This is a genomic window from Lactovum miscens, assembly GCF_014202895.1.
Classification (GTDB): domain Bacteria; phylum Bacillota; class Bacilli; order Lactobacillales; family Streptococcaceae; genus Lactovum; species Lactovum miscens.
Window position 1 is genome coordinate 96620 of the sequence record NZ_JACHHV010000001.1, and the last position, 17641, is coordinate 114260.

The window sequence follows — 17641 nt, forward strand, 5'->3', positions numbered from 1 at the left end:
CTATCACAATTTGAGTCAAAAAATTAGCGCTAAATTCTCGAAAATTTTAAATGTTTTTCATAAAAAATCATTACCTTTTTTAAAAAAAAGCCCATTTTACGGGACTTTTTTTATCTTGTTACTTACTTCTCTTCCAAGTAATACTCTGAAGTCACGTTCAAATTTTCATCAAACTCGAAAACAAGTGGTGGAAAGTTTGGAATTTCTACACCAACGATCTCATCATCAGATAATCCTTTGATCTGCTTAACGAGAGCACGGATTGAGTTTCCGTGAGCACCAACAAAGACATTTTTACCGTCTTTAAGAGCTGGTGCAATTTCGTCCTCCCAGAAAGGCAATGCGCGTTCCAAAGTGATTTTAAGGTTTTCTCCATCAGGGATGCGTGAATCTTGAAGATTCGCATAGCGACGATCGCCGTGAGCTGTATTTTCATCATCATGAGGCATTGCAGGTGGCAATACATCATATGAACGACGCCAGATATGTACTTGATCATCACCATATTTAGCAGCTGCATCAGCTTTGTTTAAACCAGTTAAACCACCATAGTGACGCTCATTCAACCGCCAAGATTTAATAACTGGTACCCAAAGTTGATCTGAATATTCAAGAGCCAAATTAGTTGTTTTTATGGCTCTTTTTAAAACTGATGTGTAGGCGATATCAAATTTGATACCAGCTTCTTTGATTAATTTACCCGCTTTAACTGCTTGCTCTGTTCCTTCTTCTGATAAGTCAACATCCGCCCAACCTGTAAAAAGATTAGCAAGATTCCAATCAGATTGACCATGACGGGCAAATACTAATTTCGGCATATTTTTCTCCTTTAAGCCTGTTTAAATATAAGTAATATCCACGTGAGCTTATGCTGTTCGTGTATTTACTCACATATTATAGCAAATTTTATAAATGGTCGCATTCTTTGACTGTTTTTGCACAAACTCAAACTTTTCGACCGTGTAGTACAAGTTTAATCACAGCATTTCCAATCATTTGACTTATAAAGACAATAATCAGAACAAAGATAAGAGAAACAAAAGTTACATCGTTGGCTCCACGTTGGTAGCCATATTGGACAGCCATATTGCCCAGGCCCCCACCACCGACGATACCGGCCATGGCCGTCAAACCAACAACTGAGATTGTCGTAAAGTTGAGATCTCGTAAGATAGGGATGAGCCCTTCTTTGAGATAAACCCGAAAAATAATACCTAAATTACTTGTTCCCATGGCTTTAGCAGCCTCAACTACTCCTGGATCTACTTCCATCAAGCTATTTTGAACCATACGAGCAAAGAAGGGAATCGTCCCAACTACAATGGGAACAGTTACAGCAGCGGTACCAATAGAGGTACCAACTAATAAACGCGTGAAAGGAATAATAGCTACCAATAAGATAATGAATGGAATAGCACGGCCAATATCAACAATCTTATCTAGAATTATATAAACTATACGGTTGGGGGTCAGGCCATTTTCATTCGTTGAAAGTAAGATGAGACCAATAATAATACCAAACATTCCAGAAATAACCATAGTCAAAATTGTCATGAGGAGTGTATCTATGGTAGCCTGCCCGAAGTCAGGCCAATATTGCCCGACATTTGGGAAAAATTTATTCATTATTTAAGCTCCTCCCCTACTTGATTAACTTGCCTTGTCTCTAATTTACTAATTTTTACGTGTTCACCTGATAAATAACTTTTAACTTCTAAAAAATTTGGTTCATGATCAAACTTGACCAACAAAGTTCCCAATGCGACATTTTGAATATATTCAATATTTCCGTAAAGAATGTTTGCTGTTAAGCTGAAGCGTTTAAAAAGTTCAATGATAACAGGTTCAGAAGAACTTTGACCTGAAAATTTTAATTCGTAAATTGAATCTTCTGGGTTGTTTTCAAAAATGCTTGCCTCCGCCTGTTCCACATGCAAAGCTGTTCTGATAAAGTCCTGAGTCAGTGCCTCTTTAGGTTGATCAAAGATATCAATCGTGTTTCCTTTTTCGATGACCGAACCATTTTCCATGACAGCTACCTTGTTACAGATTTCTTTGACGACTTGCATCTCATGAGTAATTAAAACAATTGTTATATTTAGTTTCTGATTAATTTCACGCAACAATTCTAGAACCGATAGCGTCGTCTTTGGATCAAGGGCTGATGTCGCTTCATCACAAAGCAAAATTTTAGGATCATTGGCTAAAGCACGTGCGATAGCCACACGTTGTTTTTGTCCACCAGACAATTGTTCAGGGTAAGCATCTTTTTTATCTAAGATACCAACTAAATCAAGTAAATTTTCAACTTTTTTTTGCCTATCTTCTTTAGATAACCCAGATCCAGCTAAAGGAAAATCAACATTTTGAGAAATGGTTCTTGAAGCCATCAAATTAAAATGTTGAAAAATCATACCAATCTTTTTTCGTTCAGCACGCAACTGGCTTGGGCTCAACTTCAATAAGTCTTTGCCTGCAACTTCAACTGACCCAAAACTTGGCTTTTGAAGTAAGTTTATTACCCGGACTAATGTTGATTTTCCAGCACCCGAATAGCCTACAATGCCAAAAATATCACCAGCCTCAATCGAAATTGAAACATTCTTAACAGCTGTTACAACCTTTTTCTTTTGCGTAAACTGCACCGTAATGTTTTGTAAATCTATCATCAAAATATAATTAATCCCTTCGCCAAATAGCATATTGTTCTTAAAATTTCTTACTTTAGTAACTATTATAAGCCAAACTTTTAATTTTGGTTAAATTTCTATTTAACACGTTGCTTCAAACTAATTGCCTATTTGCCAAAACAAAGATAGGCCAGTTTCAATGTCTGGCCCTGTACTAGCAGTTAGTTTTTAAGATCCCATGCTGACTGATCACCACCCTTTTCAATAATCTTCTTCACTTTATCAGTTTGGTATGCCTTAACCAAAGTCTTGAAATCTTTATTATTCTTTTGTGACTTTTTCACAACGACAGCATTCTTAAATTGATCTCCTAAAGTCTTGGCATGATCTGTATCCACATAGATTGCATCTTTGGGTGTCTCTTTAAGTTGTGTTTGAACATAGTTAGTGTTGATTACTGCCGCTGTTACATCAGGAAGAGCAGCCGCAATTTGTGAAGGATCAAGCGTTTCAATCGTCAAGCCATTCTTATCTTTTATATCCTTAACAGCTGGGATCTTAGGTGCCTTATCATTTAAAGTGATAAGATCAGCTGAAGCCAACAAGTTAATGGCACGTCCACCATTTGTTACATCATTAGGAATAGCAATCTTATCGCCTGACTTTATATCCTTGACAGATTTCAATGTTTTAGAATAAAGTCCAAGTGGTGAAATATAAGTCCAACCAATATTTACAAGATCACCTTTATTTGTTTTATTCCAGTTATCAAGGTAAACCTTTGTCTGAAATCCATTCAAGTCTAGCGAACCATCTTTGGTAGCCGGATTTTCTTCAGTATAGTCGGTAAATTCTTTAACTTTCAAGACAATACCCTTTGATTTCACATCTTTTGCAACCTGAGACCATTCTTGTTTTTCAAAGTCGGAAGCGACACCAATTGTGTAAGTTCTTGTTTTTGCTGCTGCATTGACGTTTGCTGCAGTTCCAACAACTGTAAAGATTGTTGCGCCTGCAACAGCGATTATTATAAGATTTGATTTTTTCATTTAATTTCTCCTAAAGTTATATTTTTATTATTTAAGATTCCAAGCTGGAATATCGCCTTCTTTTTTAATAATTTTGGCAACTTTATTTGATTGATAGGCATTAATCAATTTTTTGAAGTCAGCATTTTTCACTTTTGACTTTTTGGTAACTAAGATGTTTTTGTAAATATTATTCACCTTTGATCCATGGTCAGTATCTACATATAACGCATCTTTGGGGGTTTGATGTAGTTGATCAATTACAAAATTGGTATTGATACATGCTGCTGTCACATCTGGCATAGCCACAACTTCTTGGTCTCCCTGTATTGGTTTAATTGTGATTTTTTTTACGTAAGTTTTTATGTCCTTAAGCGTGGGGGTGGCAGGTGCATTAGATTTGAGTTTTATGACTCCGATTGCATCCAATAGTTGAAGCGCACGCCCCTCATTTGTCGGATCATTTGGAACCGCAATAATATCACCGTCTTTTAGATCCTTATAAGAATGAATTTTCTTAGAATAAAGACCAAACGGAGAAATATATGTATAACCAACACTGACGAGGTCACCATTATGTGACTTGTTCCAATCATTGAGAAAAGCTGTATGCTGGAAAGCATTTAGGTCAAAACTCCCGTCTTCTGTCGCAGGATTCGCTGTTGTATAGTCGTTCACCTGTATGATCTTAAGATTAATTCCATCTTTTTTAACATCTTTTGCGACTTGAGTCCACTCTGCTTTTTCAGCTGATCCTCCTACACCCAATGTATAGTTTCTTGTACCAGCACTCACAGCCGTTCCGACAGCAACTAAAGCAGTAACGGCAATGATTGCAAGTGTAACTTTAAAAAATATCCTTTTCACTGACATAATTAACTCTCCTATTTTCTAATTTACAAATAATAAATATAAGGACCTCCTGTTTAATTGAGTTGAGATAAAAAAAATCGCCCCCCCTTGATACAAAAAATGTATCAAGGGGGAACGAATCTGAAAGTCAATATCGTGGTACCATCCCAATTCGCGTTAAATTTTCTTTTCGTATACAAAATAAAAAACGCCTCAGCAACATCAGTGTGCACTTCCTTAATGTTGAGTCCATTAACGTGAACAATCCCGGATAAAACTAACGATTTAACGTTCATCCTATCTAATCTCAGGCCATTTTCATTCCCATTACCAGTCCTGCTTTCACTAAATTGCAAGATCCCTAAGCTGGTAGCTGCTCACTACTTTCCTGATCTACTTATTTCATTATTTGTAAATTGTACGATTAGTATAACCTGTCTCAATTAATTTGTCAAGAGAAAATCACAAATTTTCTGACAATTCAATTGTCACTGCAAGAACTCATAGTTAAAAAATGTATAATTAAATTATGGCAAAAAAGGAAAAAATAAAAAAAACTTTGGTTGAGCAGATTCTTGACAAAGCCAAAATTGGTTATGAAAGTATTCTGTTCAACACATTAGAGAGTGGAAAATTACCTACCGGAATTGGATATGACGAAGTCTACAAAACTTTGGCTTTGATTGGTGACAAAACAGGTCCATTGATCGGAATCCTCCCATTGACCCATCACCTTTCCGAAAAAAAACTGGCCAAAATTTCCGGGAACAAAAAAGTAAACATGGTTCCACAAAAAGATTTACAAAAAATGACAGGTTATGCTCATGGGGCAAATAATCCTGTAGGGATTTGGCAAACCAAAAAGTTTCCAATCTATATTGACAAAGTAGCTCTTGAAAGTGATTTTATGTACGTTTCAGCTGGTGAACTTGGTCGGTCCATGAGAATTAATCCATCAGAACTGGCTGAATTTGTTCAGGCAAATTTTTATGACCTTTCAGAATAAAGATTCCTTGTCCACCATCAGACTTACAAATCGAACTTGGTATGAAAAGTATTTTAAATTCTGATATAATAAGTCAATGAACATTTGGACCAAGATTTTTATCGTTCTTTTCCCATTGATTATCTATGTGGTATTAAATCTCTTATTTAAGTTATTGAAGCTTAAAAAACGAAAAGGAATAAAAGTTTTCGACATTTTTTTAATTTTCCTTGTATTTGGGCTTGATGGATTCGTCAAAAACGCAACAAGTATTTCTATTTTTCCATATTATATTATGATTGCTTCTGGTATTGGGCTTTTTTTATTACTTATTGACCTCCTTGTTCACAGAACATTTCAAGTTAACGACTTCCTTAAAAGATTCTGGAGAGTGCTTTTAATAGACAGCTCGGTAATGTATTTTTGTTTTATCGTTGCAACCTTATTCATATAAATAAACTTGATTATTCAACTAAAATAGAACCACTTTTGGTTCTATTTTGTTAATTATTTTAAAGAAAACTTATAACCTTACTTAGCGTTCCTGCTTCTATAAGAACCATGATTCCAATACCAATGTAAATAACAGCCATAATCCAGCGGCTGTAATTTCCTAGGAAAGCCCTGAGAGCTTCAATTCTCGAAAGGGCACGACCTATCAATCCAAGAAAAATAATGTTAACAAACATTGTCAGCACTGCCACAAGCAAAGCTGTTCTTGATAATGTGACAAAAAATGGAGTAAAAAGACCAATATTATCAGCACCACAACTGGCAAAACTTAATAATGCAACTGTCCAAATCATATTTTTATTTCTACGTTTTTCAAGTGCCTCGGCAATTTCTTTTTCTTCATCGTCACCTTTAATAAGATATTTTAACCCAAAAGCAATTGGGATAAGACCAAGTAGGCCCAGCAACCACTGTTTTGGAACAAATCCTAATACGAAGGCAAAAATTAAGCTTACTATGATCAAACCTGACGAACCCAAAATTTGTCCCAAAGCGATTGAGGAAAATTCTTGACGATGATTTCCACAAAAGAGAATTGCCAAAATTAATAATAAATCAAGTGCTGTCGCCCAATAGATAAGAGTAGCTTGGAGAATAATTGAAATCATGTTTGCCCTTTCTTAAGTTTATTCTGTCAAATGGTCAAAAACATCCTGCATGAGATGCAGGATATGATGATCAGAAATTCTATAAATCACTGTTTTCCCAGATTTTTCACTACTCAAAACTGCTGAACTTTTGAGCAGTTTTAATTGTTGGCTTACCAGAGATTGGCTGAGATCCGTTAAATCTACAATTTGGCCGACTGTTTTCGCTTCTGAAAAAAGCGTCATTAGGATTCTAAGGCGATTTTCGTTACCAAAAAGCTTAAAAAAATTAGCCGATTTTTGTAAGTCTATATTATTCATATTATTATATTATAATATAATAATATGAATGTCAATACAAATAAGACTACAATTAAATCAATTTCGCCAATTACGTATCTAAGGCCACTCTATTATTACCAATTTTCGACTCAAAGTTATTAATAAAAAATTCTTCCCTTTGAAAGTCTAAAAGTATTTAGACTGAAATAATTGACTCTAAACAACCTTTCGTTTCTAAAAGTAAGCAATTTTTAATTATTTCCCGAATTCCCATATTTTAATCGATTTTTTTGGTAAGAAAGATGATCAAATCAAGCAGTATAAATTGGCTCGTAAATAAATGTTCAGTTAACCAAATTTCGATTGCTACTATCACTTCACCTACCATAAATATTAAACAGTTACAAAAAAAGAACTCACTTCCCAGTAAGTTCTTTAACTAACTTTTGAAATTCCTCATTATTCAAGGTGATTCCTTTTCCCATCTTTGTGTGATCTGGTGACCAAGTACGAATGTCAAACTTTGGATCTGCATCATTCCAAGAAACACGGTTTAACTCTTTTGTCCAGCCATTGGCAGTGATCGAAAGCTCAATTAGATGTTCTACAATTTCAAATTTTAAATCTGCCATTTTTCTCCATTACAATAAAAATTTAATTTAACCATTAGTATTCTAGACGTTTAATTTCAACTCCGGTAAATTGTTTAACGGAATCAATGGCATGATGATACCGTTGCAAAAAACCACGTTCATCACGAGAATGACCATTGTCAGACAAAATAACGACTTTTTCCATCAGACCAAATTCTTCAAGTTGACGCATCAATTCTTCATGAAATTCAAGACGACTTGCTTCCCATTCCATATTACGAAAACCATCATCTACATAATCCGTAATTGGCGGAATCACTAGTATCAAATCCATGTGTTCGTCAGCGATTGTCTTTTGAAAAAGGGGCTCCAATTGAAGAAATTGGTCTTTTTTAAGATATAATTTTGCATAAACGCGGGTAACAATCGCATCTGTATCTAAAAATACAATTCCTGAATTAGCAGATGAATTCACTTCACGTGAATTAGCATCATATTGACCTGTGATCATGCGAGCATAGTCATCCATACCCAGTTCGTCATCATCAATATTTGAAAATTCTTCGTACTCTCGTGCAAATTCTAATGAAAATGGTGCATTAATCGAGCGCGCCAACCAGCGTACCAAGGTTGATTTACCAGTTGAGGCAGAGCCCATCACCGTCACAACTTTTGAGAAGTGGCGACGAAAAACTCTGTTAATATCATTCCAGTGAAGTTGTGGATTCTCGCGAATCTGGGTTGCTGAAATTTTAATATCATGACGATCCGCAATTTCAACAGCATAAATATTACCATCATCAATTGGAAAGCGTTTTGTCAGTTCAGTAACGTATTCTTTTTCTCCCACATAAAAAGTGACTTCTAAATTTTTCTCTATAGTGTTTTTACGGATCAAATCAAAAAGCATATTTGCCCACTGGTTCCATCCATCTGGTATGGGGGGAATATTTTCCTCATCCAACATAGCTACCTTAATATCTGGTTCATCATTATAGGCTTCACGTAGATATCTGAAACGTTTTGAAAGAGGAAGACCAATCTCGGCACCACGATCATGATTTGTACCAGATGCAATCAAAAGAACCCCATCATTTAGAGCAACACATTTGTATATTTGCTGCTGATGACCAATATGAAGTGGTGCAAATGTTCCAAAATAAACGCCAATTTTTTTCCCCTTCAGTCTTGATTTGGAGATGTTGTTGGTTATCATTACTATAACCTTTCTAAACTTATGCTCGAACTGTCATTGACTTTCCATCAGGTTGGTACAAATTAATTAGACTTTCGCCATTTTTTCGAATCATGTCACCAACCTCTACGGCTTCTGGCAAGTCAATTAGTAGAAGTTCCATAGGTTTTGGTGCACGATCAATTAATTCACCAGTTGCTGCCAAACGGAGATTCAAAACCTTCGTCTCAAAATGACGAAAACCTGGTCCGTAGAATTCAATTATATCTCCTTCCATAATAACATTTCGCTGGCGTATGGTGGCAGTCATTGTCTTGGCATCAAAGCTCACAACTTCACCTACAAACTTGTATTCTGGAATCTTGCGACGAGCTCCGAAGAGTTGTTTATTCTCATCTGGGACACCATAGTAAAAACCAGTATCAAGCTCTCTTTGAGCGACTTTCCACAGTTCCTTCACCAAATCAGGTTTTATGGACTCAAACTTTTCTGGGCTTTCTAGATAAGCATCAACAGCAGCGCGATAGACCATGGTTACGGTCGAAACATAGTGTATCGACTTCATTCTTCCCTCAATTTTAAGAGAATCAACCCCATTTTCGATCATATCTGGAATATGCTCAATCATACTCATATCAACAGCTGACATAGAAAATTCTTCTGGAATTCCCCCTTTTATTGAACGACGTTCCTGACCAAATGGTAAGTCATAAAGATCGTATTTCCAGCGGCAAGACTGGGAACACCCACCACGGTTGGCATCGCGCAAGCTCATGTAGTTTGATAGAACACAACGTCCAGAGTAAGAAATACACATAGCCCCATGAACAAAAGCTTCAATCTGGACATTAGTGTTTTTTCGAATTTCCGCCAGCTCAGCCATTGAAACTTCTCGTGCTAGCACAACACGCTCTAGTCCAAGGCTTTTCCAAAATTCCAAGGTCTCATAATTTGTCGCTGAGGCCTGAGTGGACAAGTGAATTGGCAAACCTGGAGCCTCTGCCACACAAATAGCAACTAAGGCTGGATCAGATATGATCACTGCATGAATTCCAATGTCACGAAGCTTGCGGAACCATTCACCAGCTCCTTCTTCATTACCTTCATGGGTTACCATGTTAGCTGCCACATAAAGATGACCATTATGAGACTCAGCATATGACACGCCCTCCGACATTTCTTCAAAGCTAAAATTACCTGCACGTGAGCGTAGGCCATAAGCTTGCCCACCAATAAAAACAGCATCTGCTCCATAATCAAAGGCAACTTTGAGCTTTTCTAACGTACCAGCAGGCGATAAGACCTCAGGAGCTCTTCTTGTATTTTGCATAATTTTTCTTCTTTCTATTTGCATGATAGATTGTAAGATTTTAGTAAGCCGTAGACATCAAAATTTATTTATTTAATTTTTTGGGGATCTAGGTCATAGAAGCCATGAGAGACTGTGCGATCGAATGGATGAAGCTGACGGACTTTTTCATCAAGCATGAAAGCCTTCTCCTTAGTAAATTCATCATTTTCAATCAGCTGTCGGGCCTGATCAAAGATTTTTAAAATCTGAACAAATGCTTCTCCCCGAGTAAAAATACCATCTAGTTTCCAGTGATAATATCCCATTTTGGTTAAATCTCCAAGTTCAGTCATCATATCTATATCATCATTAGCAAAGATATGAGTACCGTGACTGTCTTCAAAAATACTATAATGTGAAGAAGGCTCATGTGGCTCAGATACAAAATGATCAGCCGCTCGATTTTTTTCTTCACCTTCAACCTCAGAAAAATTAAAGTAATTTTGCAAAAGTGGACGTTTCGAATGATGAATCACAGTAGCACCATATACCAAAATTTCAACTGGAATTTCTAAAATTTTTGACATCGACTCAAGTTCTGTCTTAGGTAATTCACGTGCTAAAACTGCTTCAACCGCTCCTTGATTTCCCCAAAAGTTGACCTGCCTCCCTGATGTGACCAAGGTGGAGGCATCATAAATGTATGGTAATTTATATCCATCTCTCTGGAGGACATAAATAACGCCGGCATCACCGACTGTAATCTGGTCCACTCTTATTTTCTGCAAAAAATCAAGATAGTGCTTGATAATTGCCATTTTTTCAGCATGCATGAGGGCATTTACTGAAACAGTGACTTTTTTCCCAGCAGCATGAGCCATTTCTGTAATTTCACAAATATCCGACTTAGAAAATGCCGTAGGAACTCTTAAAGAAAAAGTTTCATCGCCGATATTTAAGCTATCCACTCCAGCAGCAAGGATTTGTTTGGCTTGCTCAACTGATTCTGCAGTGGCTGTGAGTTTTATTTTCATAGGAAAGATTATAACATATTTCACAAAGTTAGTGCTGACTTTCTGAAATTTTGAATACTATTTTATTCCGTTGTTTGGCATCAAAAACATATGACATGAGTTTACAAGTATAACAAAAATGTGACAAATATTTAACTTTGTGATATACTCAATTATTCATGGAAGCAAGGAAATTTGAAGAAATTGAGCCTGGTACATCAGAACAAGTCATTTACTCTCTGCCAGAAGACAAAATCGAAAGTGGGATTATTTTGGCTCAAGAGTACCATCCCCTTCATAAAAAAGGTAATCAGTCATTAAAAAATCAGAGACGTGAATTAAGCTTCTTTCTTAACGTTAGTAGCTATTCTCTTCTTTTTGCATTTGTCTATCCAATCCTAGCAGCTCTTACTCCCCTAATAATTTCTTTCCCAATTGCTCTTTTAGCTCCAATCGGAATTATTATTTTAGTTAAAAAGCTTTATAAATTTAAATATAAAAAATAAGTCTCAATCAATATGTTGCTCCGCAAATGGTAGGATTATTAAAATCCTACCTTTGTAGGTGACATCATAATTGGGACTTATTTTTTTCTTTTAGTCGATATTTTATATAGATTATAAAAATTATTGGGCTCAGAATGTAAAACACAAGTAATAATATAAAATCTAGTTGCCCCCCGAGAAAACCAAAGATTCCAGAAAAAAGATATTCAACCAACAAAAAGAGAGATAAACTCTTTAAAAGAATTGATTTAACAGCTTTTGTTAGATCCTCTGGGTGTATTGGATATACTTTCAACAAAGGCTGATAGTCTTGCGATTTCTCAATTGATAAAATTTGAAAAATTAATAAGTAATTAACTACAGTTGCAAAAAGGACCGCAAATAAAGTATTTGTTACAAAAATCAAAACTAGTACACTCAGAAACAATAAGCGTGTAAGCATTCCTACGTAATCACTAGTTCTGAGGAAAGTTCGCCATAAAAGATATTCATAAGCAGAAGTAGTTTTCTTAGGTAAGAATGGATCTAGATATTTTCTGCGTTTTGCTGTATTTGTCAGTCCTTTTACATTAGTAAATAAAGCAAAAATTTTTAAAAGATTAGTGCGACGTTTCTGTTCATAAGAAATGGCACCTTCAAAATCAACATTCCCATCTATTTCAAACGAATGTATTTTTAGTCTGAAGAGGATTTTTTTAATAAGAACTAATATCATAAACCAAATCAAGCTTACAAAGATTGAAACTTTGAGCAGTGGGCTAGTGATTAAAACAAGAATTAAGATAATCAAGGCTGGAAATACGAGAGAAATATTCTCACTTCTCTTTAAATACTTCTTCAGTTCTTCTTCCTTTGCAAGTAAAAAGGTAGAATCAGCCCCTTCTAGTAAGCTTACAACTTTACCTGGTACTAGGGCGATCAGGCTTATAACGAATGCTATGAGTAATCGTAGTTCCCATTTTAAATCATTATATTGCAAAAACTTTGCATACTGAACAGCTAAGGCGCCTAAAACAATAACCAAAAAAAGCATGAAATGGTCATTAAACACATAGCGTAAATATTTGATGTTTTGCTTATAATAAACCTTACGACGTTTTGCAAAAACTTCCTTCATCGTAGGCGTTCTCCTTTGTTTAGGTGCAGGTAGATATCATCTAAAGATGCACCGATTAAGTTAAACTTAGCTCGAAGAGAAGCCATATCTCCATCAGCCACTACTTGACCAGCATTGAGAACCACAAATTTATCACAGAACTTTTCAGCAGTTGATAGGATATGAGTGGACATTAGAATAGAAGCTCCTTGGTTTCTCATAGTGATCATCAGTTCCGTCAAATCCGATACAGCCAGTGGATCAAGCCCCATGAAAGGTTCATCTATAATATAGAGAGAAGGTTTAGTCAAAAAGGCACAGATAATCATAACCTTCTGCTTCATTCCTTTGGAAAAGTTAATCGGAAACCAGTCCAACTTATCAGAAAGGCGGAAAGTCTCAAGCAATGGTTTAGCACGTTCCAATGCAACTGTCTTTTCAATTTCATATGCCAAGGCTGTTAATTCAATATGTTCCTGTAACGTTAACTCTTCATAAAGGTTTGGCGTTTCTGGAATAAAACCTATTTTCTTTCGAAAAGCCGTTTTATCAGACTTGATTGTAACCTTATCTATAGAAATTTCACCAGAAAAAGGTGTTAAAAGACCTATTATTTCTTTAATGGTGGTTGATTTACCTGCTCCATTGAGACCAATTAAGCCAACGATTTGTCCATCACCAACTTTAAAATTGACATCCTTAAGTACAGGATTTCCGAAGTAACCTCCGGTTAAGTTTTTTACTTCTAAAGCCATCTTAAATAGCTGATCCCAATTCTTTAACTGATTTGGTCAGCCATCCCCCTTCAAATTTGGTATAATATTATTAATTATAACATGAAAGGAAAACGGCTGGGCAATGCTCAAGTGTCGTTTATTGATATACATATGTCAGATTGTCTATTTTGCGAAATTATTGCTGGTGAAATTCCTTCATATAAAGTCTATGAGGATGAAGATGTCTATGCAATGCTAGATATTTCCCAAGCCACTAAAGGCCACACTCTAGTACTTCCTAAAAAGCATTATGAGAATCTGCTTGCCATGACAAGCGATGAGTCAGCCCTTCTCTTTAGCAAGATTCCCAATATAGCCAATCTACTTAAAAATAAGCTTGGGGCTGAAGGTATGAACATCATTACAAACTGTGGTGAGATTTCTGGTCAAACTATCCTGCACACGCACGTTCATCTCATGCCACGCAGTCAAAACGATGGTGGCCCAGATTTCTCACACACACCAACCCACGATTATGATTTGGGTGCCATCTTGAAGGAGATTATGTCTTAATGGGATTATTTAGTGAGATCAGCAAAAGCCTTTCAGACTTAAAAAATAACATGGATGAGGCCAAGGATAAGCTTTATCTCGTTCAAAAGGAAGCTGAAAAAGTTCAAAAGATTGGGCAAGAAATTCAAACTAAAATCGATGAATTTAAATTCAGCATTGAAGGAAATTTAGCTGTTATTAATGAGATTAGCAAAAAATATATTATTCTTGAAAAAAGCAACAAAGAAAAAACGCCTCGGAAATGATGTGAACCGAAGAATATAGACTTTTCAAATTGGGAAAGTCTTTTTTTATGACGAAATATTAATTTGAATTAAAATTACAAGCTGTTCAATACTATTATTCACATACTGGAGGTAAGAAATATCTATCTAACACCTATAAAATAAATCCTAAGCAAGTTGAAGTGTGGAAAAATGTTTACAGTGAACGAGACTTCAGCGTAAGCAACCAAATACATCATAGTCAACACGATTCAACGTTAATTCGACAGAATTATACCCGACAAGTGAAAAATCTTATTAAGAGTTAATCAATGAATTTGGAAAAATAATTCTTCCTGCTTATAGGTTACAGCAATGACTCTTGTAATCAGGGAGACTATGTTTTTACTCAGAAGCCTCGTGGAAGGCATAGAAATTCATTTCAATTGCCTTAAAGAATCGGAACAAACAAATTAGCTTCTTTAAAATTGCTAAAAAATAAAATTCACAGATGTCTCAGGATCTCTATATCTCATTAGAAAATAACGTTGATACAACGGGATTTAAATATCAAGAGAAAGTTGTTAAGAATAAACTTTATTTGAATTTGGCAAATTGCAAATTTAATTTAGCCACCCCGATACATCTGAAATGGTGTCTGATACTTGAACATTTTTCTTGGATATTGATTCATCCAAGTCTCAATTTTAGCAACTGCTGAAGCTGTTGTTTGTTTTGTTCCTTTGGGTAAGAAACGTCTGATCATGCGGTTATGATTCTCATTGCTTCCACGCTCAAAGCTCGCATAGGCATGACAATAGTAAACCGGACAAGTCACCGCCTCATGTAAACGGGCAAATTCACGACCATTATCTGACGTGAGGGATTCGAACTGAGTTTCCTTTTGAAGTGCTAAGAGTGCCGTATTGACAGATTGGGCAGACTTATCTGGAATCAGACGAATGATTTCAAAGCGTGTTTGGCGCTCTGTGAGCGTCAAAAGACAGTCATTTTTTTCTTTCGTCAACAGCACCGTATCGATTTCCCAATGGCCGAATGCTTCACGTTGATTAATTTTCTCTGGACGTTGGTCAATGGACAAGCCATAGGGACGCTTGGGGGGTGTTTTCCGAAGCTTCTTTGCTTTCTTATAATGAGGGTAAAGTAAATTATGGCATTTTACATCGAGCCAGCCTTTGTCTACCCAGTGATAGAGGGTGCGAAGGCAAACACCTGTCAGTTCTTGGAGAATGACTTCTAATGATTTTTTATCTCTGACACCTGCACTTATGGTTTCATTGAGGGTTGACGTGAGCTTAGAATGTCGGCCACAGTGACTTTTATTGGCGCTGTGGAATTCTTGTGCTTGATGTGCAGAGTACTTTGTCTTGGTCTTCAGTTGAACCTGTCCCCGCTTGAGTTCATGATGAATTGTCTGAGGGGCTTTATTCAAGCGCTGAGCGATCCGACGGTTACTTAGCTTCTCCTTGTTGTGCCAACGTTCAATCAACTGACGTTCTGTATAAGTAAGTTCCTTGCCTTTTGTGTTAAAATAACCTTGCATCTGAATTCCTTTTCTACTTTTTGTTCTTTCAAACTCAAGTATAAGAGATTCAGGTGTTTTTTTCTTGCTTCAGGTGGCTAAACTAATTTTACAATTTGCCTTTATTTGAATTTGTTTAAAAAATAAGACCTTATCTTTGAGGTTTCAAAACAGTCCAACTTATCAAGCCATTACGACTACATTTCGTCAAGCACTGGAACTGACATCTGATTGGCCTTATTGGTGAACATTTCACCCTGGCTGAGGTGGCTTATCAGATAAAAAACAAATTTTATACACTTAAATCACATAATAATTTTCATTCATGAACGCCATGGACACGTAAAAGCAAGTGCTAAGATGGTTATTGTCCTGCAAATTTCTTTGGTCTATTAAAACAAGAAATCTGTTATGGATGTATGTTCAAATTTTTTTGAAGAACTTGAGCAAGCTATTATCACATGATTGAATATTATAATAGCAAACGAATCAAGATAAAGATAAAATTGAACTGGTTGAGTCCGATCAATATTGCCTTTCATATTCGAAATTAAAAAAATCAAGTATGACTACTTGATTTCAAAAGTTTATACTTTAGAGGTCACATAAAAATGAAACGCTTTTTCCTATCTTTTATTCAGCATATATTTTCTCTTGGCGATAGCTAAAGTAAGCTAAAAGCACAATGATTAAGGCAAAGGCTGACAGGGTCCATGGATTTGTGACAATCTGCATCAAGAAAGCTATAGACAGAGCAATAACAATTAGTAAAGTCGCGCCAATTAAAAAGGGACTTGCAATTTCCTTATTTTTAAAATACATAATCAAAGCAGAAATTAAAAGGACAATCCAGACTGGGGTGATTGTAAAAGAAATTGAGCCAGCCATAAACTGCCAGAAAGAATCACCCAAGGCGGCAGATAGGACAACGCCAACAACGAGTACTGCAGAACTGACAAAAATAGCATGAACAGGTACTTGATTTTTATTAAGTTGACTTAGGTATTTTCCAAGACCCGATTCTGATGATTGAACTCTGGAATAAAGTGAGCGCGATGTCGCGTAAATTGCTGAGTTAACTGCTGAGAAAATAGCCACAATAATAACAATTGTCACAATAGTTTGTGCACCAGGAATACCAATTTTCCCAAAAATTGCTGCGAAAGGACTAAGAGCTTTTGGATTTTGACCAGAATTATCTTTCCATGGGAGGAGCTCAAGAAAAAGGAAAATTGGAACCACATAGAAACTGATAATTCGAACAAGGACACCTCTGATTGCCTTTGGGATAGCTACTTTGGGGTTATCAGTTTCTGCTACTGTCACTGCTGCCAATTCAGAACCACCAAATGAGAAAATAACAATCAAGAGTGAGTTGAGGAATCCTTTAAATCCATTTGGTGCAAAACTTGTTTCAGCTGTGATGTGGCCAACTGCCGTTCCAACACCTTGATTTACTATATTCTTTAGGACCAAATAAACACCAACTGTAATCAATAAAATAATCACAAACACTTTGACAAAAGCCAACCAATATTCTGTCTCACCAAATGCTTTAACTGAGTAAAGGTTAACTCCTGTAGCAAGTATTGCCACAATCAGTGCATAGATCCATTGAAAATGCGGATTAATTGGCACAAGTTGATTAAGAAAATGGGTTACACCTGCCTCTTCAGCAATAAGGACAGCCATCCAAGTTGACCAGTAAGTCCAGTCTGTAAAGTGTGCCCAATGTGCACCTACATACGGCTTAATAATACCAGACATTCCTGGCTCTGATTTTTCATTGTTAATCACCATCTTACCAACGCCAAACATGACTACATAGAGTGCTAAACCAGCCAAGATATATGACAATAGGACTGCTGGCCCTGCCGTTATAATGGCTGAACTAGAACCCAAAAAAAGCCCAGACCCAATTGCTCCTCCGAGTGAAAGCATAACAATATGTCGAGTTTGCAAAGATGACTTTAATGATGTGTTCTGTTTTTTAGTTTCCATAAATTTGTTTTCTTAAAATTCTTTTAATTTTAAC

General features: G+C 36.1%; 20 protein-coding genes. 5 read left to right on the forward strand and 15 right to left on the reverse strand.

Features of this window, described 5'->3' with window-relative positions; translation table 11 throughout:
• Window positions 1-122: 122 nt before the first annotated feature.
• The 5 genes from HNQ37_RS00495 to HNQ37_RS00515 all read right to left on the reverse strand — a co-directional run bounded on the left by HNQ37_RS00495 (window position 123) and on the right by HNQ37_RS00515 (window position 4531).
• Window positions 123-818 carry a phosphoglycerate mutase gene (locus HNQ37_RS00495; protein WP_183538223.1) on the reverse strand — a complete coding sequence of 232 codons (696 nt, stop codon included), beginning with the start codon at window positions 816-818 and terminating at the stop codon, window positions 123-125.
• Between the two features lie 127 nt (window positions 819-945).
• Window positions 946-1626, reverse strand: a complete 681-nt coding sequence (locus HNQ37_RS00500) for a methionine ABC transporter permease (protein WP_183538225.1) — start codon at window positions 1624-1626, stop codon at window positions 946-948.
• The gene (locus HNQ37_RS00505; RefSeq protein WP_183538330.1) at window positions 1626-2669 is read right to left on the reverse strand and encodes a methionine ABC transporter ATP-binding protein; all 1044 of its coding nucleotides are present in this window, start codon (window positions 2667-2669) and stop codon (window positions 1626-1628) included. The genes HNQ37_RS00500 and HNQ37_RS00505 overlap by 1 nt, the downstream gene beginning before the upstream one ends.
• A gap of 182 nt (window positions 2670-2851) precedes the next feature.
• Window positions 2852-3679 carry a MetQ/NlpA family ABC transporter substrate-binding protein gene (locus HNQ37_RS00510; protein WP_183538227.1) on the reverse strand — a complete coding sequence of 276 codons (828 nt, stop codon included), beginning with the start codon at window positions 3677-3679 and terminating at the stop codon, window positions 2852-2854.
• Window positions 3680-3706: 27 nt separating this feature from the next.
• Window positions 3707-4531, reverse strand: coding sequence for a MetQ/NlpA family ABC transporter substrate-binding protein (locus HNQ37_RS00515; RefSeq protein ID WP_183538229.1), 825 nt, complete (start codon window positions 4529-4531; stop codon window positions 3707-3709).
• 508 nt (window positions 4532-5039) lie between these two features.
• On the opposite strand from HNQ37_RS00515, the gene HNQ37_RS00520 reads away from it, so the two are divergent.
• Both HNQ37_RS00520 and HNQ37_RS08630 read left to right on the forward strand, forming a co-directional pair.
• Window positions 5040-5516 (forward strand): aminoacyl-tRNA deacylase, encoded by a 477-nt coding sequence (locus HNQ37_RS00520; RefSeq protein WP_183538232.1) that lies wholly within the window; start codon window positions 5040-5042, stop codon window positions 5514-5516.
• A gap of 76 nt (window positions 5517-5592) precedes the next feature.
• Window positions 5593-5949 (forward strand): DUF3397 family protein, encoded by a 357-nt coding sequence (locus HNQ37_RS08630; RefSeq protein ID WP_183538234.1) that lies wholly within the window; start codon window positions 5593-5595, stop codon window positions 5947-5949.
• A 58-nt stretch (window positions 5950-6007) separates the two neighbouring features.
• On the opposite strand, the gene HNQ37_RS00530 is transcribed toward HNQ37_RS08630, so the two are convergent.
• The 6 genes from HNQ37_RS00530 to HNQ37_RS00555 form a co-directional block, all read right to left on the reverse strand.
• The gene (locus HNQ37_RS00530; RefSeq protein WP_183538236.1) at window positions 6008-6616 is read right to left on the reverse strand and encodes a cadmium resistance transporter; all 609 of its coding nucleotides are present in this window, start codon (window positions 6614-6616) and stop codon (window positions 6008-6010) included.
• A gap of 18 nt (window positions 6617-6634) precedes the next feature.
• A complete protein-coding gene (locus HNQ37_RS00535; protein WP_183538238.1) occupies window positions 6635-6916 on the reverse strand; it encodes an ArsR/SmtB family transcription factor in 282 nt (93 codons plus the stop codon).
• 377 nt (window positions 6917-7293) lie between these two features.
• Window positions 7294-7509 (reverse strand): YdbC family protein, encoded by a 216-nt coding sequence (locus HNQ37_RS00540; RefSeq protein ID WP_183538240.1) that lies wholly within the window; start codon window positions 7507-7509, stop codon window positions 7294-7296.
• Window positions 7510-7543: 34 nt separating this feature from the next.
• On the reverse strand, window positions 7544-8686 hold the full coding sequence (locus HNQ37_RS00545) for a nicotinamide-nucleotide adenylyltransferase (protein WP_183538242.1): 1143 nt from the start codon (window positions 8684-8686) through the stop codon (window positions 7544-7546).
• Between the two features lie 19 nt (window positions 8687-8705).
• Window positions 8706-9995, reverse strand: coding sequence for a peptidase U32 family protein (locus HNQ37_RS00550; protein WP_183538244.1), 1290 nt, complete (start codon window positions 9993-9995; stop codon window positions 8706-8708).
• 68 nt (window positions 9996-10063) lie between these two features.
• Window positions 10064-10990, reverse strand: a complete 927-nt coding sequence (locus tag HNQ37_RS00555) for a peptidase U32 family protein (RefSeq protein WP_183538246.1) — start codon at window positions 10988-10990, stop codon at window positions 10064-10066.
• A gap of 158 nt (window positions 10991-11148) precedes the next feature.
• Here HNQ37_RS00555 and HNQ37_RS00560 point away from each other — a divergent pair, with 158 nt between their 5' ends.
• On the forward strand, window positions 11149-11475 hold the full coding sequence (locus HNQ37_RS00560) for a DUF3270 family protein (RefSeq protein ID WP_183538248.1): 327 nt from the start codon (window positions 11149-11151) through the stop codon (window positions 11473-11475).
• A gap of 64 nt (window positions 11476-11539) precedes the next feature.
• On the opposite strand, the gene HNQ37_RS00565 is transcribed toward HNQ37_RS00560, so the two are convergent.
• Together HNQ37_RS00565 and HNQ37_RS00570 are read right to left on the reverse strand one after the other, a co-directional pair.
• Complete coding sequence (locus HNQ37_RS00565) at window positions 11540-12592, reverse strand: ABC transporter permease (RefSeq protein ID WP_183538250.1); 1053 nt, start codon at window positions 12590-12592, stop codon at window positions 11540-11542.
• Window positions 12589-13326, reverse strand: coding sequence for an ABC transporter ATP-binding protein (locus HNQ37_RS00570; RefSeq protein ID WP_183538252.1), 738 nt, complete (start codon window positions 13324-13326; stop codon window positions 12589-12591). The genes HNQ37_RS00565 and HNQ37_RS00570 overlap by 4 nt, the downstream gene beginning before the upstream one ends.
• A 132-nt stretch (window positions 13327-13458) precedes the next feature.
• On the opposite strand from HNQ37_RS00570, the gene HNQ37_RS00575 reads away from it, so the two are divergent.
• Window positions 13459-13860, forward strand: a complete 402-nt coding sequence (locus HNQ37_RS00575) for an HIT family protein (RefSeq protein WP_183538332.1) — start codon at window positions 13459-13461, stop codon at window positions 13858-13860.
• Complete coding sequence (locus HNQ37_RS00580) at window positions 13860-14105, forward strand: hypothetical protein (protein WP_183538254.1); 246 nt, start codon at window positions 13860-13862, stop codon at window positions 14103-14105. The genes HNQ37_RS00575 and HNQ37_RS00580 overlap by 1 nt, the downstream gene beginning before the upstream one ends.
• A gap of 586 nt (window positions 14106-14691) precedes the next feature.
• On the opposite strand, the gene HNQ37_RS00585 is transcribed toward HNQ37_RS00580, so the two are convergent.
• The gene (locus HNQ37_RS00585) at window positions 14692-15627 is read right to left on the reverse strand and encodes an IS30 family transposase (RefSeq protein ID WP_183538256.1); all 936 of its coding nucleotides are present in this window, start codon (window positions 15625-15627) and stop codon (window positions 14692-14694) included.
• A 612-nt stretch (window positions 15628-16239) separates the two neighbouring features.
• Entirely contained in the window at window positions 16240-17607 is a 1368-nt protein-coding gene (locus tag HNQ37_RS00590; protein ID WP_183538258.1) for an amino acid permease, read from the reverse strand.
• Window positions 17608-17641 lie beyond the last annotated feature (34 nt).